22 protein-coding genes are annotated in these 22,533 nt (G+C 71.7%); 9 read left to right on the top strand and 13 right to left on the bottom strand.

Going from position 1 to position 22,533, the window contains the following annotated elements; translation table 11 throughout:
* Positions 1-26: 26 nt before the first annotated feature.
* Positions 27-152 carry a hypothetical protein gene (locus tag AC5JJ1_RS11030; protein ID WP_495785166.1) on the bottom strand — a complete coding sequence of 42 codons (126 nt, stop codon included), beginning with the start codon at positions 150-152 and terminating at the stop codon, positions 27-29.
* Positions 153-241: 89 nt separating this feature from the next.
* Between AC5JJ1_RS11030 and AC5JJ1_RS11025 the strand changes: the two genes are divergently transcribed.
* Entirely contained in the window at positions 242-1,114 is an 873-nt protein-coding gene (locus tag AC5JJ1_RS11025; RefSeq protein ID WP_495785165.1) for a tripartite tricarboxylate transporter substrate-binding protein, read from the top strand.
* Between the two features lie 158 nt (positions 1,115-1,272).
* Here AC5JJ1_RS11025 and AC5JJ1_RS11020 read toward each other — a convergent pair whose 3' ends face one another.
* The gene (locus AC5JJ1_RS11020) at positions 1,273-2,673 is read right to left on the bottom strand and encodes a CoA transferase (protein WP_495785164.1); all 1,401 of its coding nucleotides are present in this window, start codon (positions 2,671-2,673) and stop codon (positions 1,273-1,275) included.
* 128 nt (positions 2,674-2,801) lie between these two features.
* Here AC5JJ1_RS11020 and AC5JJ1_RS11015 point away from each other — a divergent pair, with 128 nt between their 5' ends.
* On the top strand, positions 2,802-3,014 hold the full coding sequence (locus AC5JJ1_RS11015; RefSeq protein WP_495785163.1) for a con-10 family general stress protein: 213 nt from the start codon (positions 2,802-2,804) through the stop codon (positions 3,012-3,014).
* A gap of 35 nt (positions 3,015-3,049) precedes the next feature.
* On the opposite strand, the gene AC5JJ1_RS11010 is transcribed toward AC5JJ1_RS11015, so the two are convergent.
* The gene (locus AC5JJ1_RS11010; RefSeq protein ID WP_495785162.1) at positions 3,050-4,111 is read right to left on the bottom strand and encodes an LLM class flavin-dependent oxidoreductase; all 1,062 of its coding nucleotides are present in this window, start codon (positions 4,109-4,111) and stop codon (positions 3,050-3,052) included.
* Positions 4,112-4,241: 130 nt separating this feature from the next.
* Between AC5JJ1_RS11010 and AC5JJ1_RS11005 the strand changes: the two genes are divergently transcribed.
* Together AC5JJ1_RS11005 and AC5JJ1_RS11000 are read left to right on the top strand one after the other, a co-directional pair.
* A complete protein-coding gene (locus AC5JJ1_RS11005) occupies positions 4,242-4,511 on the top strand; it encodes a DUF6489 family protein (RefSeq protein WP_495785161.1) in 270 nt (89 codons plus the stop codon).
* 9 nt (positions 4,512-4,520) lie between these two features.
* Positions 4,521-5,474, top strand: coding sequence for a TonB family protein (locus AC5JJ1_RS11000; protein WP_495785160.1), 954 nt, complete (start codon positions 4,521-4,523; stop codon positions 5,472-5,474).
* Positions 5,475-5,520: 46 nt separating this feature from the next.
* Here the strand turns inward: AC5JJ1_RS11000 and AC5JJ1_RS10995 are convergent, their stop codons facing one another.
* Entirely contained in the window at positions 5,521-5,796 is a 276-nt protein-coding gene (locus AC5JJ1_RS10995) for a ribbon-helix-helix domain-containing protein (protein WP_495785159.1), read from the bottom strand.
* Between the two features lie 124 nt (positions 5,797-5,920).
* Between AC5JJ1_RS10995 and AC5JJ1_RS10990 the strand changes: the two genes are divergently transcribed.
* The 4 genes from AC5JJ1_RS10990 to AC5JJ1_RS10975 all read left to right on the top strand — a co-directional run bounded on the left by AC5JJ1_RS10990 (position 5,921) and on the right by AC5JJ1_RS10975 (position 11,459).
* The gene (locus AC5JJ1_RS10990; RefSeq protein WP_495785158.1) at positions 5,921-8,215 is read left to right on the top strand and encodes a DUF3141 domain-containing protein; all 2,295 of its coding nucleotides are present in this window, start codon (positions 5,921-5,923) and stop codon (positions 8,213-8,215) included.
* A 166-nt stretch (positions 8,216-8,381) separates the two neighbouring features.
* Entirely contained in the window at positions 8,382-10,082 is a 1,701-nt protein-coding gene (locus AC5JJ1_RS10985) for an N-acyl-D-amino-acid deacylase family protein (RefSeq protein ID WP_495785157.1), read from the top strand.
* 1 nt (position 10,083) lies between these two features.
* Positions 10,084-10,473, top strand: a complete 390-nt coding sequence (locus tag AC5JJ1_RS10980) for a RidA family protein (protein WP_495785156.1) — start codon at positions 10,084-10,086, stop codon at positions 10,471-10,473.
* On the top strand, positions 10,473-11,459 hold the full coding sequence (locus tag AC5JJ1_RS10975; protein WP_495785155.1) for an NADPH:quinone reductase: 987 nt from the start codon (positions 10,473-10,475) through the stop codon (positions 11,457-11,459). Before AC5JJ1_RS10980 ends, AC5JJ1_RS10975 begins: the two co-directional genes overlap by 1 nt.
* 46 nt (positions 11,460-11,505) lie before the next feature.
* On the opposite strand, the gene AC5JJ1_RS10970 is transcribed toward AC5JJ1_RS10975, so the two are convergent.
* Both AC5JJ1_RS10970 and AC5JJ1_RS10965 read right to left on the bottom strand, forming a co-directional pair.
* Positions 11,506-12,273: an SDR family NAD(P)-dependent oxidoreductase gene (locus AC5JJ1_RS10970; RefSeq protein WP_495785154.1), complete on the bottom strand. Its 768-nt coding sequence runs from the start codon at positions 12,271-12,273 to the stop codon at positions 11,506-11,508.
* Positions 12,270-13,229 (bottom strand): 3-hydroxyacyl-CoA dehydrogenase family protein, encoded by a 960-nt coding sequence (locus tag AC5JJ1_RS10965; protein WP_495785153.1) that lies wholly within the window; start codon positions 13,227-13,229, stop codon positions 12,270-12,272. Before AC5JJ1_RS10965 ends, AC5JJ1_RS10970 begins: the two co-directional genes overlap by 4 nt.
* 56 nt (positions 13,230-13,285) lie before the next feature.
* On the opposite strand from AC5JJ1_RS10965, the gene AC5JJ1_RS10960 reads away from it, so the two are divergent.
* Positions 13,286-13,741 (top strand): hypothetical protein, encoded by a 456-nt coding sequence (locus AC5JJ1_RS10960; RefSeq protein ID WP_495785152.1) that lies wholly within the window; start codon positions 13,286-13,288, stop codon positions 13,739-13,741.
* On the opposite strand, the gene AC5JJ1_RS10955 is transcribed toward AC5JJ1_RS10960, so the two are convergent.
* The 7 genes from AC5JJ1_RS10955 to AC5JJ1_RS10925 all read right to left on the bottom strand — a co-directional run bounded on the left by AC5JJ1_RS10955 (position 13,719) and on the right by AC5JJ1_RS10925 (position 22,495).
* Positions 13,719-15,365: a hydantoinase B/oxoprolinase family protein gene (locus AC5JJ1_RS10955; protein WP_495785151.1), complete on the bottom strand. Its 1,647-nt coding sequence runs from the start codon at positions 15,363-15,365 to the stop codon at positions 13,719-13,721. The two genes, AC5JJ1_RS10960 and AC5JJ1_RS10955, sit on opposite strands and share 23 nt — an antisense overlap.
* Positions 15,362-17,416, bottom strand: coding sequence for a hydantoinase/oxoprolinase family protein (locus AC5JJ1_RS10950; RefSeq protein ID WP_495785150.1), 2,055 nt, complete (start codon positions 17,414-17,416; stop codon positions 15,362-15,364). Before AC5JJ1_RS10950 ends, AC5JJ1_RS10955 begins: the two co-directional genes overlap by 4 nt.
* Before the next feature lie 26 nt (positions 17,417-17,442).
* Positions 17,443-18,807, bottom strand: a complete 1,365-nt coding sequence (locus tag AC5JJ1_RS10945) for a TRAP transporter large permease (protein WP_495785149.1) — start codon at positions 18,805-18,807, stop codon at positions 17,443-17,445.
* Positions 18,804-19,388, bottom strand: a complete 585-nt coding sequence (locus AC5JJ1_RS10940; RefSeq protein WP_495785148.1) for a TRAP transporter small permease subunit — start codon at positions 19,386-19,388, stop codon at positions 18,804-18,806. The genes AC5JJ1_RS10945 and AC5JJ1_RS10940 overlap by 4 nt, the downstream gene beginning before the upstream one ends.
* The gene (locus AC5JJ1_RS10935; protein WP_495785147.1) at positions 19,385-20,455 is read right to left on the bottom strand and encodes a TRAP transporter substrate-binding protein; all 1,071 of its coding nucleotides are present in this window, start codon (positions 20,453-20,455) and stop codon (positions 19,385-19,387) included. The genes AC5JJ1_RS10940 and AC5JJ1_RS10935 overlap by 4 nt, the downstream gene beginning before the upstream one ends.
* Positions 20,456-20,612: 157 nt before the next feature.
* The gene (locus tag AC5JJ1_RS10930) at positions 20,613-21,194 is read right to left on the bottom strand and encodes a hypothetical protein (protein ID WP_495785146.1); all 582 of its coding nucleotides are present in this window, start codon (positions 21,192-21,194) and stop codon (positions 20,613-20,615) included.
* Between the two features lie 116 nt (positions 21,195-21,310).
* Entirely contained in the window at positions 21,311-22,495 is a 1,185-nt protein-coding gene (locus tag AC5JJ1_RS10925; RefSeq protein WP_495785145.1) for an amidohydrolase, read from the bottom strand.
* Positions 22,496-22,533 lie beyond the last annotated feature (38 nt).

Here is a 22,533-nt window from a genome sequence, read left to right as displayed (position 1 = left end):
TGCGCCAACTACTTTCGCCATGGCGGCTATTTCCAGTCAGCCTGAAACCGCTCTAATGCCTGGCCCACGCCACGCCGGCGCAGCAGGCGACACAGCTCGGCCCGCTCCGCCTCGGTCAGTTCCAGCGCCACAGCCTTGGGCCCGCGGGACATGATGCGCCTCCCCATCCCAGGCGCAGCATCCTATTCCTCAAGCTCCAGATAACTGCAGCTAAACTTTCAACTCAGACCACTAGGTCCGGATGATCGTCCCCTTCTCCCCCGGCGGCGGCGCCGACACCACTGCTCGCCTCTTCGCCCCCGCCTTCGCCGCCTTCCTCGGCCAACCCGCCGTCGTGGAGAACCGCGCCGGCGCTGGCGGCACCATCGGCGCGGCGGAGGTCGCCCGCGCCGCGCCGGACGGCACCACCCTCCTCGTCGATGCCACCAACCAGGCCGTCGCGCCCTTCCTCTTCCGCAACCTACCCTTCGACTACATGACCGGCTTCACCCCGATCAGCCGCGTCACCGTCTATCCGCTGCTGCTGGTGGTCCGCCCGGACAGTCCCCTCCGCAGCCTGGACGCCCTGCTGGCCCGCGCCCGCGCCGCGCCCGGCCGCCTCACCTACAGCTCCTCCGGCAACGGCATCTCGAACCACATCGCCACCGCCGTCCTCGCCGACCGGGCGAAGGTCGAGTTCAGCCACGTCCCCTATCGCGGCGGCGGCCCGGCCCTGGCCGCCGTCCTCGCCGGCGATGTCGAATTCGGCTTCGCCACCGTCGCCAGCGCCGCGGCCCTGGCGCAGGAGGGTCGGCTCCGGCCGCTGGCCGCCTCCTCCGCCTCCCGCATCCCGACCCTGCCGGAGTTGCCGACCGTCGCCGAGCTCGGCTTCCCCGGTTACGACCAGACGGAGTGGAACGGCGTCTACGCCCCCGCCGACCTGCCGCCCGCCATCGCCGAGCGCCTGCACGAGGCCTGCCAGGCCGCGCTGCGCGACCCGAAGGTTGCCGACCGCCTGACCGCCCTCGGCGCGCTCGCCCTCGGCAACAGCCCGGCCGAATTCGCCGATTTCCTCAAGCGGGAGCGCGCCGCCATGGCCGTGCTGGTGCGGGAGGCCAGCATCACCGCCGACTGATCGTTGCGATTTCGCCTCATCTCCGCTATGGGTGCGTGGTCACCGGCGAAGCCCTGCCCGGAGCACCACTCCCCAAGCCCCGAAACGGCCCCTTAAACCCCTCAATTCCTCAAACTGCGGCCTAAGCCACTGATCGGCCTGGGCCAGGCTTCAAACCTTCAAGCCCATTCCGCCCGATGAGTCCCGAGCGGCACCGAGGGCAGCGCCCAATGGGGCGGCGTCGCCTCCAGCCGCCCCGCCTCGCGGAGCGCCGTCAGCCGCCCGAACCCGCTCTCGCTGGTCTCGAGCAGCCCGCCCAGCTCCGCCATCCCCGGCACCGCCATGCCGAACCCGCCCTCGATCCGCCCGAGGCCCCGGAGCCACTGCGCCGTCCCCGCCAGCGAGACCGCGACCCGCCAGGACCCGCCCTCCTCCGCCCGCCGCAGCAGCGCCGCCAGCGTCCCGAAGGCGAGGAGGTAGCCCGAGGCATGGTCGAGCGCCTGGCAGGGCAGCACGCGCGGCTCCGGCAGGCTGCCCGCCGCCTCCGCCTCGGCATGGTTGAAGCCGCTCGCCGTCTGCACCAGCGAGTCGAAGCCCCGCCGCCCGCCCCAGGGCCCCACCTCACCATAGGCCGAGAGCGAGGTGCAGACGATCCCCGGCCGGAGCGCCGCCAGCGCCTCGGGCGCGAAGCCATGCCCCGCCACCGCCCCCGGCCGGTAGCCTTGCAGGAACACATCGGCCGAGGCCGCCAGCCCCCGCAGCTGCTCCCGCCCCTCGGCCGAGCGCAGGTCGAGCGAGGCCGTCCGCTTGCCGCGCCCGGTATCGACGACGAGCTCGTCGAAGCTCGGCAGGTGCGCCGCGCTGACGTGCAACACGTCCGCCCCATGCGCGGCGAGCGTCCGGCCGCAGACCGGCCCGGCGATCACCCGCGTCAGCTCCAGCACGCGGATGCCCCCGAGCGGCCTCGTCCCCGCCGGCGGCAGGGGCTGCGGCGGGGCCTCGCCGATCCTCTCGAATTGCAGCGATGGCAACGCGGCCACCGCCTGCCCCTGCGGATGCGCGTCCCACTCGGCGAAGCTCCGCATGGCGGCGACGCAGAGCCCCGCCTCCGCCGCCGCCTGCTCGAAGGCAAGCGCCTCCCACCCGCCGAGCGCAGCCCCGACCGCGGCCCGGTTGCCCTCGCAGCCGAGCAGCGTCAGCGTGCCCGTCCGGTGATGCGGGAAATTCGTGTGCAGCCGCACGAAACGCCCGTCGCCGCAGCGATAGGTGCCGGCGATGTCGTCCCACCTTGCGCCGGCATCGCCGCCCTCCAGCGCCAGGTAGCGCTCGGAGAGGAAGGCCAGCGCCGCATGGCGCATGCCGACCTCGACGGCCTGCTCGGCCCCGCCGCGCGCCCGGTGCAGCGCCGCGACCGCCGCCGTCGCCGCGCCGATGCTCGCCTGCGCCGCCGCGCCGATGCGGAAGGAGGAGGGCAGGGCCGGTTCCTCGCCCGCCAGCCGCATCTCCGGCAGCCGCTCCGGCGACAGCCCCGCCCTGCGCCAGAGCCCCTCCAAGATCGCAAGCGGGGATGCATCGGCCATCGGGGAACCTCGCTGACAGGGCCTCAATAGTTGCTCAACGCCTGCGGGAAACGGCGAACCGCTTCCGCGTTATGGCGAGGGGCGGAAGCGTACCCCTGCCCCCACCACAAGGAAGAGGGAAACGACCGATGGCGAACCAACAGGGCTCCGGCGGCGGCGGCAAAGGCAATCCCGGCAATTTCGCCAATGACCGCGCGAAGGCGCGCGAGGCCGGCCACATGGGCGGCACCAGCCAGGGCAAGGAGAACAACCCCGGCAACTTCGCCAACGACCGCGAGAAGGCGGCGGAGGCGGGCCGCAAGGGCGGCCAGAACAGCCATGGCGGCCGCTCCTCGAGCTGACCGCCGGGCGGCGCCGGGGCGGAGCAGCCCCGGCGCTACTCCGCCGCCGTGGCGCGCGGCGCGAATTCCGGCGCGACCCGCGTCATGAAGAGCCGGATCGACTCATTCGCCACCTCCGCCGGCATCGGCCCGAGGCGGAAGGAGCAGATCACCCCGCCGACGCCGGTGCGGTCGATCTCCGCCATCCTCGCCGCGACCGTCGCCGGCGAGCCATGGATCAGCGCGCCTTCCACCTGCACACGCGCGGGCGGCACCTGCTCCTCCACCATGCGGATGCCCTGCTCGGCATAGACGCGCTCCCGCAACACCCGCCGCTGCTCCTGCATCGCCTCGAAGGCGGGGATGCCGATGCGCGCGGCCTCGGCATCCGTCTCAGCGACGACGACGTTGCGCCAGACCCAGCTCTCCGCCATGCAGCGGGCGACATGCGCCTCGCCATGCCCGGCCGCCGCCAGCGCGGCGCGGTAGGCGGCAAGGCGCCGTTGCGTCACCTCGAACGACTGCACGTTCATCATGAAGGGCAGGCCGCGCTGGGCGAGATGCAGCGCCCCCTCCTCCGAGGAGGCCGCGCGCAGGACCGCCGGATGCGGCCTGGTGAAGCATTCCGGCCTGAGCCGTGGCGCCTGGATGTCCCAGAACCGCCCCTTGTGGGTGACGCCCGCCTTGTTGGTCCAGGCCTCGAGCATGATCGCCTCGGCCTCGGCATAGCGCGCCGGCGCCTCCCGCCAGTCGATGCCGTAGCCCTGGTACTCGTAGACATTGTAGGCGGTGCCGCGGCCGAGCCCGACGATCAGCCGCCCCTCGCCCAGATTGTCGAGCAGCGCGATCTGTTCGGCGAGCCGCATCGGGTGGTGCAGCGAGACCTGGGCGACGGCGAAGCCCACCTTCACCCGCCTCGTCGCCGCCAGCACGGCAGCGGCGAAAGTGGTCGGGTCCACATAGGCGCAGTTGCCGTCGAAATGGTGCTCGGCCAGCCAGACCACCTCCATGCCGAGCGCGTCGCAGAGCCTCGCCTCCTCCAGGCACTCGAGGATGACGCGGGCATCGTCCTCCGGCTCGCGGCTCTCGGTGAAGAGGAAATCACTGAATCGCAGCATCGAGCGCCCTATGCGGTTCCGTCCGGCCCATCCTACGCCGATGTTAAGCCTCGCCAACAAAACGTAACCGCGCTGGCGGAGCGGGCGCTGCCGGTTCATATGGGCAAGGCCGCGCGGAGTCCCTGAATCGATGAAGATCAACGTCGAGGTCGAATGCTCGCCCGAGGAGGCCCGGGCCTTCCTGGGCCTGCCCGATCTGCGGCCGATGCAGGATGCGGTGCTGGCGAGGATGCAGCAGCAGATGCTGGACGCCGTGGATGCCCTGTCGCCCGAGGCGCTGCTGCGGACCTGGATGCCGCTCGCCCCGCAGACACCGGAGCAGATGCGCGACGCCATGGCCGGTCTCTTCCGCCTGTTCACGCCGATGGCAGGTGGCAAGGGGCCCGGCAGCCAGGGCTGATCCCGCCGCGTGACCGCCCCGACCCTCCGGGCCGAACCGGCGCTCCGGCCGGGCCGCCGCCGCATCCCCCGCTCGCAGCGCCCCTGGCGGCGGCTGCGGCCGGGGCTCGTCGGCTCGGTGCTGCTGCATATCGGCTTCCTCGGCCTGGTGGTGCTGGCGGTGATGACCCGCGAGACGCCGCCCGAGCCGCTGCCGCCGCCCTCCTTTGAGGTCGAGTACCAGTCCGGCGCCCCCGGTCGCCCCGGCGACGAGCAGGGCATCCGGCAACCGGAGCAGGAGGCGCCGCCCCCTGCCCCCGAGATCCCGCCCTTCGTCCCGCAGCCGGCCCAGCCGCCCCCGATGCCGGAGGCGACCGCGCCGCCGGCGCCGCCGCTGCCGCCGCCCGTCGTCGCTGAGGCGCTGCCGCTGCCGCCCCCGCCGCCCCCCATTCCCCTGCCGCGCGAGGTGCCGCGCCCGAGCCCGCCGCCGCCGGCCCCGCCGCAGACGGCCGCCCGGCCGGCGGCCCCGCCCCAGCGCCTGCCCGGCGTCTGGATGCCGGAGGCGCGGAACCTCGTGCCGCCCAGCCCCTCCGCCCCGCCGGGGGCGCCGCGCTCCCGGCTCGACCTGTCACCGGGTCCGCTGGCGACGCTCGGGCGCAACTCGGCGGAGGCGGAGGCCGATGTGCGCGGCGCCGAGGTCGGGCCGGACTGGCGCAACGCCTTCCGCCGCTGGGTCGACGAGAACAAGCGCTACCCAGCAAGCGCGGTGGAGGCCGGCCACCAGGGCCGCAGCCGGGTTCAGGTCATCGCCGAGCCGAACGGCAAGGTGAGGTCGGTGCGGCTGATCGGGCCCTCGGGCTCGGTCTGGCTCGATGCGGGGCTGGTCTCGATGTTCCGCGGCGCGACGCTGCCGGCCTTCCCGCCCGGGGCGGACCCGAACGGCGTGACGATCGACTTCACCATGCGCTACATCCTGGTCCGGTAGGACAGGATCCGCGCCCCGATCCGCCCTGGCCTTCGGCGGCGAGGCTTCAGCGATCCTCGTCCATCAGCACCGTCTGCTGCTGCCGCACGGCGCTGAGCAGATGGTCATCGGGCAGGCGGCGGGCGGGATGCAGGGCGCCGAGCACCGGCACCACCTGCGCCAGCACCCAGCGTTCCATGGCGGCATCCCGGGCCTCAAGCGCGCGCAGCGCCGCCCGCATGACCGCCCCGCGCGAGCCATAGGCCCCCGATGCCACCAGCGCGTCCATGAAGCGTGCCTGGTGCGGTTGCAGGGCGACGCATCGTTTCACGGCTTGCGGCACGGCACGGTTCTCCCCTTGCCGAAACTAGGCCCAAAGATTTCGCCATGTCACCGCTTTTTGCCGCATTCGGCTGGACTTTGGCCGTGCTGCGTCGCAGCATCCCGGCCAAACCAAGGATACGCCAATGACCGTGGTCACACCCCCTCGAGGCCGCGAGCTGCTGTCTCGCGGCGCCGAAACCATGTCGCGGATCGTCGACCAGGCCCGGACGCTGGCCGATGTGGCGGCGCGCCAAGCCGCGCAGCTCGCCCCCGCCACCCTGCCGCCGAGCCCGCCGCCGCTGCCTGCCGACCCGGCCGCGCTGCTGGCCTCCGCGGCTGACTATGCGGTGGATGCGGCGCAGCGCGGCATCCTCTACCTCGACGCGCTCCGCCAGGCGGGCAACGCCTTCTACGAGCATGAGGCGGAGGGCTGCCCTCCCGTGCTCTTCTTCCCCTGGGACATGGTGGTGGACGGCCGCACCCTGCCGCGGCCCTGCAACTACGCCCTGGTCCGCATCCGCCGCCCCGAGGGCGCGGCGCCGCAGGACCCCAAGCTGCGCCCCTTCGTCATCATCGACCCGCGCGCCGGCCATGGCGCCGGCATCGGCGGCTTCAAGTCGGACAGCCAGGTGGGCGTGGCGCTGCGGCGCGGCCACCCGGTCTATTTCGTCGTCTTCTTCCGTGACCCGGAGCCGGGCCAGACCATCCTCGACATCACGCATGCCGAGGGCGTCTTCCTGCAGGAGGTGGCGAAGCTGCACCCGGAGGCGCCGAAGCCCGTCGTCATCGGCAACTGCCAGGGCGGCTGGGCGGTGATGATGCTCGGCGCCTCGCAGCCCGACCTCACCGGCGCGATCGTGCTGAACGGCGCGCCGCTCTCCTACTGGGCGGGCGAGCGGGGGCGGAACCCGATGCGCTATCTCGGCGGCCTCGCCGGCGGCTCCTGGCCCGCGGCGCTGATGGCCGACCTCGGCAACGGCAAGTTCGACGGCGCCAATCTGGTGCTCAACTTCGAGAGCCTGTCGCCGGCCAACACCTGGTTCCGCAAGTACTACAACCTCTACGCCAATGTGGACCGGGAGACGCCGCGCTTCCTCGAGTTCGAGAAGTGGTGGGGCGGCTACTTCCTGATGAACCGCGACGAGATCCGCTGGATCGTCGAGAACCTGTTCATCGGCGACAAATTCGCCCGCGGCGAGATCTCAGCGGGCGGCGGCGCGACCTTCAACATGCGCGCGGTGCGCAGCCCGGTGATCGTCTTCGCCTCGGCCGGCGACAACATCACGCCCCCCGGCCAGGCGCTGCGCTGGATCGCCGATGTCTACCGCGACGAGCAGGAGATCAAGACGCTCGGCCAGACCATCGTCTACCTGATGCACGAGGATATCGGCCATCTCGGCATCTTCGTCTCGGGCGCCGTGGCGCTGAAGGAGCATACCGAGATCGCCGAGACGCTGGAGCTGATCGACAGCGTCGCCCCCGGCCTCTACGAGATGCTGATCACCACGGAGGGCGGCAACGGCGGCTGGCAGGTCGAGCTCAAGGAGCGGACCATGGCCGACATCCGCGCCCGCAGCGGCGAGGCGAAGAACGAGGCCTTCCCGGCCGTCGCCCGCATCTCGGCGCTGAACCAGTCGGTCTATGACCTGTTCGCCGCGCCGCTGGTCCGGCAGGTCACCACCGAGCGGACGGCGGAGCTGCGCCGGCAGATGCATCCCATGCGGCTGCGGCGCACCCTCTTCAGCGACCGCAACCCGCTGATGGCGCCGGTCGCGCCGCTCGCCGAGCAGGCGCGGGCGCAGCGGGCGGCGGTGGCGCCGGGCAACCCCTTCCTCGCCTGGGAGAGGATGTGGGCGGATGGGGTGGAGCGCAGCTTCGACCTCTACCGCGACATCCGCGACGGTTGGACGGAATACGCCTTCCACGCCCTCTACGGCGCGCTCGGCACCTGGGGCGTGGCGCAGGCCGAGCCGCCCGAGGCTCCGCCGCCGGAGCCCCAGGCGACGGCGCCCGAGCTGCGCGAGGCGCTGGCCCATATCGGCGAGGGCGGCTACGCGGCGGCGGTCATTCGCATGATGGTCCTGCTCGCCCGGGCCCGGGGTGGCGTGCGGCGCTCCCGCCTCGTGCGCTCCAACGCCATGCTGACGACGGAGCAGCCCTTCGCAGCCATGACGCCTGAGGAGCGCCAGGCCATGATCCGCCGCCAGACGGTGCTCGCCAGCATGGCGCCGGTCGAGGCGCTGGCGACCCTCGCCCGGCTGCTGCCGGGGGCGGAGGAGCGAGCCCGGGCGCTGGCCGCGGTGGAGGCCGTGGCCGGTCCCGAGGCGGAGCTCGGCGAGGCGGCCCAGGCGATGCTGGCGCAGCTGCGGACGGTGCTGGCGCCGTCGCAGCGGGGCGCCGTGCCGGTCGGCTACGAGGCAGCTGCGATGCCCGACTAGGGCATGCCCGGTTGCCGCGGCGTCACCGGGGATGCTCCAGGCTGTTGTTTCTGGCGCAAATGAGGCCCTCGGACGAAGCCGTCCCCGGGCGATCCGCTCCAGGCTTCCCACCCCAGCCTGCCGGGCCTAGGCTTCCTTCCAAGCAAGACGAGGAAGGAAGCGGGCCATGGCAGAGGATCTGGTCATCCGCGGCGGCACCATCGTCGATGGCAGCGGCGGTGCGGGCTATGTCGCCGATCTTGCGGTCAGCGGCGGGCGGATCAGCGCCATCGGCCCGGACCTCCCGCCCGGGCGGGAGGAGATCGACGCCACCGGAAGGCTGGTAACGCCGGGCTTCGTCGACATCCACACCCATTACGACGGCCAGGCGGTGTGGGACAGCCATCTGGCGCCTTCGGCCATCCATGGCGTCACCACCGCGGTGATGGGCAATTGCGGCGTCGGCTTCGCTCCTGTCCGTCCGGGGCAGGAGATGCAGCTCATAGAGCTGATGGAGGGGGTGGAGGACATCCCCGCACCCGTCCTGTCCCAGGGCCTCGACTTCACCTGGGAGAGCTTCGCCGAGTATCTCGCCGTGCTCGATGGCAAGCCGCGCGACATCGACATCTGCGCCCTCGTCCCGCATGCCGCCGTCCGCGTCTATGTCATGGGCGAGCGGGCCTTGGCGCTGGAGCCGGCCAACCAGGGCGACATCGCCGCCATGCGGCAGATCGTGGCGGAGGCGGTGCGGGCCGGGGCCTTCGGCTTCTCGACCAGCCGGACCATCAGCCACAAGACGCTGAAGGGCGACCCGACGCCGACGCTCCGTGCACAGGAGGACGAGCTGACGGGAATCGCGCTCGGGCTGAAGGAGGTCGGCGCCGGCTTCCTCGAAGTAGTCTCGGACTTCAACCTCCCGGATGCCGCCACCGAATTCGCCATGCTGCGGCGCGTCGCCGAGGCCTGCGGGCGGCCCATGGTCTTCTCCCTCACCGCCCGGCACGACCGGACGGAGGTCTGGCGCGAATTGCTGGCGCTGTCCAACAAGGCGGCGGCGGAGGGGGTGAATATCCGCCCGGTCTTCCCGCCGCGGCCGATCGGCATCCTCATGGGGCTGCTCGGCAGCCAGAACCCCTTCAGCGGGGCGCCAAGCTACAAGGCGATCGCCCACCTGCCGGTGCCGGAGCGCGTCGCCGCGATGCGGGACCCGGCGGTGCGGGCGCGCATCCTCGCCGATGACCGGATCGCGGGGAGCAATTTCCCGCTCATCACCCGGCTCTCCTTCGAGCGGATGTTCCCCTTCGGCGACCCGCCCGACTATGCGCCGCACCGCGAGACCAGCGTCGCCGCCGAGGCGACGCGGCAGCGCCGCAGCCCGGAGGAGGTTGCCTACGACATGCTGCTGGCGAATGAGGGCCAGAACTTCCTCTTCTGCCCGCTGACCAACTATGCCGACTTCACGCTCGATGCCTCGCGCGAGCTGCTGCGGCACCCGAACACCATCGTCGGCCTCTCGGACGGCGGGGCGCATGTCGGCTTCATCTCCGACGGCAGCTTCCCGACCTTCCTGCTGAGCTACTGGGGCAAGCAGCGCGGCCTGCCGATCGAGGAGCTGATCCGGCGGCAGACGAGCGACACGGCGCGGGCGGCGGGCCTCCCCGACCGCGGGCTGCTGCGCGTCGGGATGCGCGCCGACATCAACGTCATCGACCTCGACGCGCTGGCGCTCGACCGGCCGGAGATGCTCTACGACCTGCCGGCTGGCGGGCGGCGCCTGATGCAACGCGCCCGCGGCTACGAGGCGACCATCGTCGCCGGCGCCGTCACCTACCGGCATGGCGAGGCGACGGGGGCGCTGCCCGGCAGGCTCGTGCGCTGCGCGGCCTGAGATGGCGCATATCGAGCGCTTCGCCCCGCCGACGGACGGGCGCCCCTTCCCGCCCCTCTCGGTCGCGGTGCGGCACGACCGGACGCTCTACGTCTCCGGCATCGGGCCCTTCGCGCCGGATGGCAACCTCGCGGTCGGCGACTTCGCCGCGCAATTCGCCGAGGTGATGAGGTCGCTGCACGCCATCCTCGCCGCGGCGGGGACGGACATCGCCCATGTCGTCAAGACCAACGTTCTGCTGACCCGGGCCGGGGATGTGCGGGAGATGAACCGGCTCTACGCCGCCGCCTTCCCGCCCGAGCACCTGCCGGCGCGGACCACCTGCGTCGTCGCCGCGCTGCCGGTGCCGGAATTCCTGCTCGAGATCGAATGCGCGGTGGCCCTCGGCTGATGCGGGCCGTCTGGTACACGCGGACGGGCCCGGCACAGGAGGTCTTGCTGCTCGGCGAGCGGCCCCTGCCCGAGCCGGCCCCGGGCGAGGTGCGGGTGCGGCTCGAGGCCTCCGGGGTCAACCCGGCCGATACCTACCGGCGGGCCGGGACCTCCTACGCCAATGAGTGGCCGCTGATCATCCCAAACAGCGACGGCGCGGGCGTGGTGGAGGCGCTCGGCGAGGGCGCACCGGCCGGGCTGCTGGGGCAGCGCGTCTGGCTCTACAACGCGCAGCGCGGGCGCCCTTTCGGCACAGCGGCGGAATTCACCTGCGTACCGGCGGAGAATGTCATCGCGCTGCCGGAGGCCATCCCCTTCGAGACCGGCGCCTGCCTCGGCATCCCGGCGATGACGGCGCATCGCTGCCTCTTCGCCGACGGGCCGGTGCGCGGGCTGCGCGTGCTGGTCTCGGGCGGCGGCGGGGCGGTCGGCAATTACGCGGTGCAGCTCGCCCGCTGGGGCGGCGCAGCCTGGGTCGGCGCCACGGCGAGCGGCGGGTGGAAGAGCGAGGACGCGGCCGCCGCCGGGGCGGATGCGGTCTTCGACTACCGCGCGCCGGATTGCGCGGCGCGGATCATGGCGGCGACGGGCGGCGTCGACCGCATCGTCGAGGTCGATGTCGCCGGCAATCTCGCCCTCTGGTCGGAAGTGGTGGCGTTGAACGGCAGCGTCATCGGCTATGCCAGCCGCGGCGGCCCCTCCCCCGCCATCCCCGTCTCCGCCGTGCTAATGCGGCGAAACGTCAACCTGCGCGGCGTGGTGCTGAACAGCGCGCCCGCCGCCGCGCGGCGCCAGGCGATGGAGGAGATCACCGCCTGGCTGCGGGAGGCGCCGCGGCTGCACCGCATCGCCGCCGCCTTCCCGCTGGCCGAGACGGCGGCCGCGCACGAGGCCGTGCAGTCCGGCACCAAGCGCGGCACCGTGGTGGTCCTGCCGCAAGCCTGATCGCGCGATTCACGTCTCAGGCCGCAACGGCCTTCGACGGTCGCGCTCAGCCGCTGAGCGTCAGCCCGCCATCCACGACGACCGTCTGGCCCGTCACCATGGCGGCGCCAGCGAGCAGGAAGAGCATCACCTCCGCCAGGTCGTCCGGCGTGCAGCGGCGCTTGAGCAGGGCCTTGTCGATGCTGCTGCTGCGCTGCTCGTTGGTCCATTCGATCATCCAGGCGCTGTCCACGGCACCGGGCGCGACGGCGTTGACGCGCACCTCGGGCGAGAGCGCACGCGCCAGGTTCTTCGTCAGGCTGATGACGCCAGCCTTGGTCGCGCCATAGGCCATGGAGGAGCCGGGCGAGCTCATCCCCGCGATGGAGGCGGTGTTGACCACCGCGCCGCCGGACGCCCTCAGCGCCGGCGCGGCCGCCTTGGTGCAGCGGAAGACGCCGAGGAGGTTCACCTGCAGCAGCACCCCCCACAGCTCCTCCGTGATGCGGTGGAGCTCATGGCTGGCGATGCTGGTCCGGCTGCCGGGCGTGCCGGCATTGTTGGCAAGGAAGTCGAGCCGGCCGAGATCGGCGATGGCCTGCTCCACCATGCGTGGCCCGCCCGCCGCATCGCCGACATCGCCGGGCGCGGCGATGACGTCGAGGCCCTCGGCGCGAAGCCGGGCGACCTGGTCCGGCCCGCGCGGATCCTCGGCCAGGTGATTGAGCGCGACCCGCGCGCCGTTGCGGGCGAGCTGGGTGACGAGGGCGAGGCCGATGCCGGAGGCGGCGCCGGTCACCAGCGCCGTCCTGCCCGCAAGGTCGTAGCGGATCATGCGCCGCGCTCCAGCCCGGCCATGGTGCCGATCTCCCGCAACGCCTGCTTCAGTGCAATGAGGCGGCGGTCGCGCGCCTCGAAGAGCGCCGCCGGGTCGCCCGGCCAGTCGTAATAGCCGGCGCCGGCGAGGACGCCGGTGCGGCCCTCGGCCACGAGCTTGTCGAGCGTCTCGCTCCGCCCGCGCACCGGGGGCGGCGCGTAGCTCTTGTTGGCGAGGATCGCTTGGGACAAGGCGAGGCCCGTGAAATCCGCCTTGGCGAAGACGCCGAGGATCGGCAGCCGCAGCGCGAGGCCGTGGATGATGGCGGCGTCGATCTCGGGCGCCGTCGCCACGCCCTCATCGAGCAGGTGCTGCACTTCGAGCCCGATCGCGGCCTGGATGCGGTTGGCGACATAGCCGGGGACGAACCTCTTCAGCCCGAGCGGCTGCTTGCCCATGGCCCGCAGCATGTCTATCACGCCCTCGACGGCAGCCTGCTCGCAACTTGGGCCGGGGATGACGTCGACGAGGTCCACCAGATAGGGCGGCGTGTACCAATGGGCGATCAGCGCCCGCGCCTGTCGCGACTCGGGAATCAGCGGGAAGACGTCGAGATGGCTGGTGTTGCTGGCGATCACCGCCTCGGCCGGCGTCAGGGCGTCGAGCTGGGCGAAGAGCGCGCGCTTGGCCTCCGGCGTCTCGATGATCGCCTCGACGACCAGCTCGGCGCCGTCCACCGCGGTGGCAAGGTCGGCATGCCGGGTGACGGCCTGGGCAAGATGCGCCGAGGTCCAGTCCGCCGGCGCTTCGCCGCCCTCGACCAGCGTCGCGAGCGCCTTCTCCATCAGCCCTTGCGCGCGGGCGAGCGTCGCCTCATTGCTGTCGGTGAGGCGCACCTGATGCCCGCCGAGCGCGAAGACCAGCGCCAGCGCATGCCCCATCGTCCCCGCGCCGATGACCGCGACCCGTGCCATGGCTTTCCTCCCTGCCGTGCCCGGGCCGATACTGCCGCCGGAGCGGAGGAAACAGAATGGCCGATCTGCTGATCCAGCAAGGCCGGGGCGCCGGGCTGCGCTACCAGGACCTGGAGAACGAGGCCGATATCTGGCACTGGCTGGAGGCGCCGCCGGAGGAGCAGGGCGGCATCCCCTATGGCTTCATCGCCTCGCTCGGCGACGTGTCGCGGCCGGCGCCCTTCCTCTACACGGTCGAGCTCGATATCGCCGAGGCGGACTTGCCGGCGATCTTCGACTGGTACGAGCGCGAGCACCTGCCGATGCTGACGAGCTGCCCCGGCTGCATCGGCGGCACGCGCTACCGGCGGCTGGATGGCGGCGCGCCCAACCTGCTCGCCGCCTACCGCTTCGAGCGGCCGGAGGCGAACCAGACTCCGGAATGGATCACCGCGCGCTCGACACCCTGGACGGAGCGGGTGCGGCCGATGTTCCGCACCTCGCGCCGCTTCACCCGACGCCTGCTGGCGTGACGTAGCCGAGCGCCACGTCTCGCGCCGCGACCTCGGGGCTGCGGCGCGCGGGGTCGCCGAAGCCGCCGCCACCGGAGGTCTCGAGCCGGATGCGGTCGCCGCGCTGCAAGGGCACGTTGTCGGATTTCGGCGGCATCAGGCTTTCGGTGCCGTCGCGCGTCAGCACCAGCTTGCCGGTGCTGGCGGGCGCCCCGCCGGCGAGGCCGTAGGGGGCGTGGACGAAGCGGTCCATATTGGCCGTGAAGAAGCAGCGCGGGCTGTCGATGCGCCATTCGCGCAGCAGGCCGAGCCCGCCGCGATGTTCGCCCGCGCCGCCGGAATCGGGCAGCAGCACGTAGCGGGTGATGGTCAGCGGCGCCTGCGCCTCGATCATCTCCACGGGGATGTTGCTGTTGTTGTGCATCCCGGCCGAGAGGGCGTTCACGCCGTCCTTCCTCGGGTGCGCCCCGGTGCCGCCGATCTCGATCTCGACCAGCACCTCGCGCTTCTCGTCCGCCGCAACGGTCTGAAAGGTGCAGACATAGGAATTGCCGTAATAGGCCGCCGGAATGCGGTCCGGCACCGCCTGGTGCAGCGCGCCGAACATGGCGTTCAGCAGCCGGTGGGTGACGGCGATGCGGTGGACGACGGGCGCCGGCGCCCGGGTATTCACCACCGAGCCTTCCGGCGCGATGGTCGTCACCGGGCGGTAGCAGCCGGCATTGGCGGCGAAGGGCTCGTCGCTCGCGCACATGACGGCGAACATCACCGCCGCGTTGCTGCTGGCGAGTGTCGCATTGGTCGGTCCCTGCACCTGGGGCGAGCAGCCGGAGAGATCGACCGAGATGGCATCGCCGGCGATGGTCAGCGCGACATGCAGCCTGACCGGCTTGCCGAGGTCGATGCCGTCGTCGTCGAGCCAGTCGGTGAACTCGTAGGTGCCGTCCGGCATGCGGGCGATGGCGGCGCGCATCGCCTGCTCGCTCATGTCGAGGATGCGGCGGCCGGCCTCGAGCATATCTTCGGCGCCGTAGCGTCCGGCGAGGCGGCGGAGGGCAGCGGCGCCCACTTCGAGCGAGGCGATCTGGCTCTGCAGGTCGCCGAGCAGCAGGTCCGGCTTGCGGATGTTCTGCCGGATCATCGCCCAGACACCCTCGTTGCGGACGCCCTTCTCGATCAGCTTCAGCGGCGGGATGCGGAGGCCTTCCTGGAAGATCTCGATCGCCTTCGCCGCGTAGCTGCCGGCGACGAGGCCGCCGACATCGATATGGTGGCATAGTGTACCGACGAAGGCGATGCGCCGCCCCTCGTGGAAGACGGGCTTGAAGGCGCAGATGTCCGGCAGGTGCTGGCCACCGCAATAGGGGTCGTTGGAGATGACGACGTCATCCGGCCCCCAGGTCGCGGGATCGACGTAGCGGTCGAGAATCTCCCGCAGGAAATGCGACATGCTATTGAGGTGGCTCGGGATGCGGGCGGACTGGGCGAGGTTGTTGCCCTCCGCATCGAAGACGGCGGTCGAATAGTCGAGCAGTTCGCGCACGATGGTGCTGCGGCTGGTCCGCCAGACGGTGACGTCCATCTCGGCCGCCGCGGCGGTCAGCGCGTTACGGATGACCTCGATCTCGATGGGCCCGAGGGTCATGCGTCGCTCCTGGCGATGAGGGCGCCGGCGGCGCCGAGCGCGGCGCTCCAGCCGGAGCCGATCCAGTGGGTGGCGAAGGGTTCCTCCACGATGGCGGGACCGGTGACGCGCTCGCCGGGCTTCAGCCCCTCGCGGTCCCAGACCGGCAGGTCGCGCCAGGCGCCATCCGTGAAGATGCGGCGCCTGCCCTTCAACGAGGGCCGCGCCGCCGGACTCGGCTCCGTCGCCTCCGGCTTGGGCAGACGGCCGGTGGCGATGGCACGGAGCGTGACGATCTCCACCGCTTCCCCCTCGTCGGAGTAGCTGAAGCGCTGGCGGTGCATGGCATGGAAGCGGGCGAGCAGCGCGGCGAGGTCCGGCGTCTCCGGCCAGGGCACCAGCAGCTCGAAGGCCTGGCCGTGGTAGCGCATGTCGGCGGCGACGGCGACCTCGCGCCGATCGGGCGGCACGCCGTCGCGGGCAAGGCCGGCCTCGGCCTCGGCGCGGAGGGCGGCGATGCTCTTCTCGATGGCAGGCAGGCTCGCCGGCACGGCGGGCATGACGCGGGATCGGGCGATGTCCTGCACGAGGTCGCTGTAGAGGATGCCGTAGGCGGAGAGCGTGCCGGGCTCGCGCGGGAAGATCACCTCGCGGATGCCCATCTCCGCCGCCACGTCCGTCGCATGCAGCCCGCCGGCGCCGCCGAAGGAGAGCAGCGCGAAGTCGCGCGGGTCGAGCCCCTTCTCGAAGAGCGAGAGCCGCACCGCCGCGCCGAGATTGGCATTGGTGACGGTCAGCATCCCCTGGGCGGCCTCCTCGACCGAAAGGCCGAGCGGCGTGCCGACCCTGGCGGCGATGGCCTCGCGCGTCGATGGCATGTCGAGCTTCATCATGCCGCCGAGGAAGTAGTCCGGATCGAGCCGGCCGAGGGCGAGGTTGGCATCCGTCACTGTCGGCTCCGTCCCGCCGCGGCCATAGGCGACGGGGCCGGGGCGGGACCCGGCGCTGCGCGGGCCGACGGTCAGCCGCCCGCCGCCGTCGACGCCGGCGATGGAGCCGCCGCCGGCGCCGATGGTGCGCATCTCGACCATCGGCAGCCGCACCGGCAGGCGGTCGATCTCGCCCTGGGTGACGACGGAGACGCGGCCGCCCTGCACCACGGAGACGTCGTAGCTGGTGCCGCCCATGTCGACGGCGACGAGGTTCGGCCGGGCGAGCAGCTCGGCGATGCGGCCCGCAGCCAGCGCGCCGCCCGAAGGGCCGGAGAGCAGCAGCCGCGCCGGCTGCCCGGCTGCTTGTCGCAGGCTGCAGACGCCGCCATTGCTCTGCACGAGGAAGACCAGCGGATGGAAGCCCCCTTCCCCGAGCCGCGCCTCCAGCCGGTCGAGATAGGCCTTCACCACCGGCATCAGCAGGGCGTTCAGCACGGTGGTGCTGCTGCGCTCGTACTCGCGGATCTCGGGGCTGATCTCCGAGGACAGCGAGATGGGCAAGGTTGGCCGGGCAGCCGCGAGCAGCGCCTTCAGTTGCTGCTCATGCGCCGGGTTGACGTAGCTGTGCAGCAGGCTGACCGCGACCGCCTCCGCTCCCAGCGCATCGAGCTGCGCGAGCAGCCCAGGCATCGCCGCCTCGTCGAGCGGCTGCTCGGCCGTGCCGTCAGCACGCATGCGCTCCGGCACGCCGAGGCGGCGGTCGCGCTCGATCAGGCAGGGGAACGGATCGAGGTCGAGCTTGTAGAGCTCCCGCCGGACATGGCGGGTGATCTCCAGCACATCCTCGAAGCCTGCCGTGGTCAGCAGCACGCCGCGGGCGAGCTTGCGCTCCAGCACCGCATTGGTGGCAATGGTGGTGCCGTGCAGCAGCAGCCCGACCTCGGGTAGGGCGAAACCGAAGCGGCCGGCGGCCTCGGTCACGCCGCGCAGCAGGCCAATGGAAGGATCCTCCGGCGTCGTCGGCGTCTTCCAGGCACGGACGGCGCCGTCACGGGCATCCAAGACCTGGAGATCGGTGAAGGTGCCGCCGATATCGACGGCGATGCGGATCGGGCGCGCATCGCCGGGCAGCCGACTCACGCCCTCGCTCGGACGATCGGCCGGGCTCATCCCATCACCCGCGGCAGCCACAGCGCGATATCGGGCCAGATCATCATCAGCACCACCGCCAGAAGATAGGCCCCGAGGAAGGGCATCACACCCGCAAAGACATCGGTGATGGGCCCGGGCTTCGGCCGCATCCCCTGCAGGACATACATCACCGTGCCGTCCGGCGGGCTGATCTGCGCGATCTCCACCAGCATCGTGACGATCACCCCGAACCAGATGGGATCGTAGCCCAGGGCGCGGACCACGGGGAAGACGACCGGGACCGTGGTGATGATCATGGAGAAGCCCTCCATGAAGGTGCCGAGCGCCAGGTAGAGCGCCAGGATCGCCGCCATGATGGCCCAGGGCGGCAGGGGCAGGCCGCCGATGAAGCCGGCGAGCGCCTGCGGCACGTTGATCGTCGTCAGCAGGTAGTTCAGCAAGTAGGCGCCGAAGATGATGAGGCCGAGCAGCGCCGTGTTGCGCGCCGTGGCCTCGGCGCTGGCGTTCAGCAGGCGGAACGAGAGCTTGCCCTCGATGGCGGCGAAGACGGCGGCGCCCGTCACGCCGAGGGCGGCCGCCTCGGTCGGCGTGGCGAAGCCCGCATAGATCGAGCCGAGCACCAGCACCATCAGCAGCAGTGTCGGCACCAGATCGGTCAGCGCGCGAAGCTTCCGCGCAGGCGGCAGGCGCTCCGGCTTGGGGAGCGGGTGGCGCAGGCCGTGGATGGTGATGACGAGGATGAAGAGGCCCGTCACCAGGAGGCTCGGCAGCAGCGCCGCCATGTAGAGCGCGCCGACCGAGGTTTCGGTGATGAGGCCGTAGATGATGAAGGTGATCCCCGGCGGGATCAGGTTGCCGAGCGCCCCGCCGGCCGCGAGCGAGCCGAGCACCATCCGCTGGCTGTAGGCCGAGTTGTTGAAATAGGGCAGCGCGACGGAGCCCATGGTCGCCGCCGTCGCCACCGAGCTGCCGGAGATCGCCGAGAAGACGGCGCAGGAGGCGATGTTGGTGTGCAGCAGGCCGCCCGGCAGCCGGTTCAGCCAGACGTTGAGCGCGCGGTACAGCCGGTCCGACAGGCCGGCGCGCAGCAGGATCTCCCCCATCAGCAGGAAGAGCGGCACCGCCACCAGCACGAAATTCGAGGACGGGCCCCAGAGCGTCTGCCCGGCGAAGGCCCACCAGGGTCGGTCGGAGAAGGTGAGGCCGATCAGCACGCCGAGCAGGCCGAGCACCGCCGCGACATAGACGCCGGCGCCGAAGAAGACGAGGAAGGCGCCGGTCAGCGCGAGGATCTCCGCCACCGGCACCGCCTGCCCGCCCGTCGCGGCAGCGAAGACGGCGACGCCGAGCAGCACCAGCATCAGGGCGACGGCGATCATGGCTTGCGCGCCATCTCGACGGCTTCGAGCGCCTCCGCCGCCTCGTCGCCGATGGTCCGTGACCCGAGCAGGCGGTCCAGCTCCTCAGGCCGGCCTGCCAGCAGGGCGAGGGTGCCTTCGAGCGCCAGGACCAGGATCATGGCGCAGAAGGCAAGGATGCCGAAGGCCCAGATGCCCTGCGGCACCATCAGCGGCACGCGCAGCGCGCTGTTGTCATGCGCATCGAACAGGATGCTCTCATCCACCAGCGACCAGGCCGCCCAGGCGCAGAAGGCGGCGAAGAGGCCGAGCAACAGCAGCGAGAGCAGGTGCAGCATCGCCCGCAGCCGCAGCGGCAGGCGATTCACCCAGACATCGACGCGGATATGCGCCCGCTGCGCCAGGGTATGCGCCAGCGCCCATGCGATGCCGCCGGCGAGCATGTAGCCCGTCACCTCGACCGTCGCGGCGGAGGAGACACCGAGCAGGCTTCGCCCCAGGATGTCGAGGGTGATGAAGGCGGCGCAGGCCAGGTAATTCCAGCCCGCAACATAGGCCATCCCCGCCGCGAGCGCGGCGACGCCCCGCCGCAGCCGCCTCACCCGCCGAACCGGATGCCGGCAACTGGCGCGATCACCTGGTTATAGGTCTCGCCGCAACGGGCGCCGCAGCGGCGGACGAAGCCGGGCAGCACGGTCTTCTCCAGGATTTCGCGGAGCGCGGCGCTGTCGGCGGGGGTCGCCGGCACCTCGGTCATCGGCCGCGTGGCGAGCGTATGGATGCGGCAAGCCTCCGCCTTGCCGATGGCGCAGTCGATGCCGTCCCGCGTCGCGGCGGCGCCGAGCTCCCACTGCCGGTCGCTCACCTCGCGCAGGGCGCCTTCGAGAAAGGCACGCACCTGCGGGTCCAGCCGGTTCCACCAGGCGATGTTCACGATGTAGCCGGCCAGCGCCCAGGAGACGGGAAGGTTCGAGATATGCGTCGTGACCTCCGGCCAGCGGGCGGCAACCCCGCTGCCGCTGCCGGTGATGGCGCAATCGACCACGCCGCGCTCGAGCGCCGAATAGACCTCGGGGAAGCCGATCGAAACGGGCTGGGCGCCGAGGGCGGTGAAGAAATCCACCAGCGAATTGCCGAAAGTCCTGATCTTCCGCCCGCGCAGGTCGGCGAGGCTGGCGAAGGGCGCGCGGCAGAAGACCACCTGCGCCGGGAAGGGATAGATCACCATCAGACGGGCGCCGAAGCGCTCCAGGTCCCGGTTGGCGACGGGCAGCATGGCTTCGGCGATGCGCTTCGCCACCCCGATATCGGGGGCGAGGCCAGCAAGGTCGAGCATGTCGAGGATCGGAACATCGCCTGAGAGGGTGGACAGCGTCCCGGCGCCGATATCCGCCTGGCCGGAGCGGACGAGGCGCACAAGCTCCGTGCCGGAAAGGTTGCGCTCGGCATGGGTCGAGAGCTGCACCTCGATCCGGCCGCCGCTGCGCTGGCCGACCTCCTCCCGCAACACGGGGATGTCGACGCGGGTGTATTGCGGCTGGGTCGGCAGGGGCTGGGTGACGGCGACGACCGAGACCCTGGGACCCGCGGGCAGGCTGGCCGGGACCTGGGCCAGGGTTGGGCAGGTGAGCGACAGCGCGGCCAGCGCCGCCATCCAGGCCAGTCTCATGCGGAAGCCTCTCCCCGGTTGCGGCGCGGAGCATGGCATGACCTTGCGCGCTGTCCACGGGTGCATCGCGCAGGAATCCGGGACATGTGGTGCGCTTTGCCTGCTGGTTGGGCAGCGCGGGGCAGGGCTTGGGCAGGCGCCGCCCACCCGCCTCGCCTCAGACGAGGCCGAGGGCCATCCCGAGCGCCGTCATGTCATGCGCCGAGATGACCGAGGCGCGCTTGATGTGCTCGTCCTTCAGGTTCGGAATGAAGAGCTGCCAGGCCTCCAGCCCGCCCAGGACGTCGAACATCATGGAGCCGCCCGCGACCTCCCTTTCCTTCGCCTTGCGGGCGCGGATATCGGCCAGGTTGTACTTGGGCTCGCTCCATTTGGGCTGCGGCGTATAGGTGCCCCAGAAGCCGCGGGCATCGGTCTTCAGCTCGATCTGGACGTAGTTGTCGAGGTCGTTCCAGTCGATCCGCACCGCCGACATGAAGCGCACCATGGCGCTCATGTCGATGCCGTTGAGCCTGGCCTGCTGGTAGCGGCCGAGCGCGCCCTCGTAATCCTCCTTGAAGGGCTTCACCGCGGACCACCAGGGGCTGACGCCGTATTGCGTCTCCGGCGCGTCGCCCTTGGTCAGCTTGAAGAGCAGCATGCCCTTGGGCAGCGTCTCGATCCGCCACTTGGCAAAGCCGCCCTGGTCGGATTTGCGGAGCTTGTAGAAGTCGGCGATGGAGAGGTTCTCGTTGAGCATCGGCGTGGCGCTTCCCCGGTCCGGATGCGCCGGCCCCTGAAGGAACGTAACGACTTCGGTGCACCCTCACCACATGATTGTGGAACAAGGCTACGACAAAACCCTTGGGCGAAGCGTCAGCCCTGGCTCACGACCCGTGCCTCGAACACAACTATTCCTCGGGCCGGATGCGCCCCGATCGCCTCCCCCACCGTCTCGGCCGGGACCGCAAAGAGATGCGCCGGCGCGCCCACCGCCAGGGCCGGCGCCTCCTCCCCCATCACCGCCGCCCCGGCCGCGCTCACCATGTCGAAGACCTCGGCCAGAGCCTCGTCCGTCCGCGCATCCAGCCGCCAGCCGATGATGGCGGCGCGTTCAAGCATGTCGCCGGTGCCATAGGGGCTCCAGAGGTCGCGCAGGTTGTCGTTGCCGCAGAAGACGCGGACACCCTCGGCGCGCAGCCGCAGCAGCGGCGGCAGGGGAGCACCGCCGGCGCCGTGGCTCACGAGCGCCATCCCCGCCTCGGCCATCATCGCGGCCGCCGCTGCCAGCCGGCTTTCCGTCAGGGCACCGAGGCAGAAGCCGTGGCTGATCGCCACGCGCCCCTGCATGCCATGCGCCCGGGTCCGCGCCGCGATCTCGGCGAGGGAGAAGAGGCCGAGCTCGCCCGCCTCATGCAGGTGGATATCGAGGCCGACGCCATGCCGCTCCGCCAGGCGGAAGAGGATGTCGAGCTGGCCCTTCGGGTCGCGGTCCACCTCGCAGGGGTCGAGGCCGCCGAGCAGGTCCGCGCCTTCGCGCAGCGCCGTGTCGAGTAACGCCTCCGTCCCCGGCGCCGTCACCACGCCGGCCTGGGGAAAGGCTACGGTCTGGATGCGCACCCGGTCGGCATGCGCCGCGCGCGCCTCGAGGATGCCCTCTAGCATGGAGAGGCCGAAGGTGGGGGTGATGTCGGCATGGGTGCGGATCAGCGCCGTCCCCTGCGCGGCGCAGCGGCGGATGAGGTGGCCGGCACGCTCAGCGGGGGAGAGCGGGAGGTGCGGCATGAGCCGCTGATCGTTCTCGATGCGGCTGGCCCGCGTGGGGCCGGCCGCATGGGGCATCCAGGGCAGGCCCATCAGCGTCTTGTCGAGATGGAGGTGCCCGTCGGTCAGGCCGGGGAGCAGGAGCTGGCCACCGAGCGCATGGGTCGCCGCGGCCGGGGGCAGCGGGGCGCCGGGCGGCAGGATGGCGGCGACGCGGCCGCCGGCGCAGGCGACGGCCATGCCGGTGCGCCCATCCGGCAGGCGAGCCTCGGTGAGGAGGGTGTCGACAGGGTCCATGCCGGGCATGGGAGGCGAAAGCCGCCCAGCCGGCAAGG

It is taken from the genome of Belnapia sp., assembly GCF_059504005.1.
The sequence above is the reverse complement of the archived record's forward strand: the minus strand, read 5'-3'. Positions and strand labels throughout refer to the sequence as shown.

Bases quoted from the DNA above. Each gene is read 5' to 3' on its own strand.
- AC5JJ1_RS11030 (WP_495785166.1), bottom strand. From the start codon at position 152: ATGTCCCGCGGGCCCAAGGCTGTGGCGCTGGAACTGACCGAGGCGGAG.
- AC5JJ1_RS11025 (WP_495785165.1), top strand. From the start codon at position 242: ATGATCGTCCCCTTCTCCCCCGGCGGCGGCGCCGACACCACTGCTCGC.
- AC5JJ1_RS11020 (WP_495785164.1), bottom strand. From the start codon at position 2,673: ATGGCCGATGCATCCCCGCTTGCGATCTTGGAGGGGCTCTGGCGCAGG.
- AC5JJ1_RS11015 (WP_495785163.1), top strand. From the start codon at position 2,802: ATGGCGAACCAACAGGGCTCCGGCGGCGGCGGCAAAGGCAATCCCGGC.
- AC5JJ1_RS11010 (WP_495785162.1), bottom strand. From the start codon at position 4,111: ATGCTGCGATTCAGTGATTTCCTCTTCACCGAGAGCCGCGAGCCGGAG.
- AC5JJ1_RS11005 (WP_495785161.1), top strand. From the start codon at position 4,242: ATGAAGATCAACGTCGAGGTCGAATGCTCGCCCGAGGAGGCCCGGGCC.
- AC5JJ1_RS10990 (WP_495785158.1), top strand. From the start codon at position 5,921: ATGACCGTGGTCACACCCCCTCGAGGCCGCGAGCTGCTGTCTCGCGGC.
- AC5JJ1_RS10985 (WP_495785157.1), top strand. From the start codon at position 8,382: ATGGCAGAGGATCTGGTCATCCGCGGCGGCACCATCGTCGATGGCAGC.
- AC5JJ1_RS10980 (WP_495785156.1), top strand. From the start codon at position 10,084: ATGGCGCATATCGAGCGCTTCGCCCCGCCGACGGACGGGCGCCCCTTC.
- AC5JJ1_RS10975 (WP_495785155.1), top strand. From the start codon at position 10,473: ATGCGGGCCGTCTGGTACACGCGGACGGGCCCGGCACAGGAGGTCTTG.
- AC5JJ1_RS10970 (WP_495785154.1), bottom strand. From the start codon at position 12,273: ATGATCCGCTACGACCTTGCGGGCAGGACGGCGCTGGTGACCGGCGCC.
- AC5JJ1_RS10965 (WP_495785153.1), bottom strand. From the start codon at position 13,229: ATGGCACGGGTCGCGGTCATCGGCGCGGGGACGATGGGGCATGCGCTG.
- AC5JJ1_RS10960 (WP_495785152.1), top strand. From the start codon at position 13,286: ATGGCCGATCTGCTGATCCAGCAAGGCCGGGGCGCCGGGCTGCGCTAC.
- AC5JJ1_RS10955 (WP_495785151.1), bottom strand. From the start codon at position 15,365: ATGACCCTCGGGCCCATCGAGATCGAGGTCATCCGTAACGCGCTGACC.
- AC5JJ1_RS10945 (WP_495785149.1), bottom strand. From the start codon at position 18,807: ATGATCGCCGTCGCCCTGATGCTGGTGCTGCTCGGCGTCGCCGTCTTC.
- AC5JJ1_RS10935 (WP_495785147.1), bottom strand. From the start codon at position 20,455: ATGAGACTGGCCTGGATGGCGGCGCTGGCCGCGCTGTCGCTCACCTGC.
- AC5JJ1_RS10930 (WP_495785146.1), bottom strand. From the start codon at position 21,194: ATGCTCAACGAGAACCTCTCCATCGCCGACTTCTACAAGCTCCGCAAA.
- AC5JJ1_RS10925 (WP_495785145.1), bottom strand. From the start codon at position 22,495: ATGGACCCTGTCGACACCCTCCTCACCGAGGCTCGCCTGCCGGATGGG.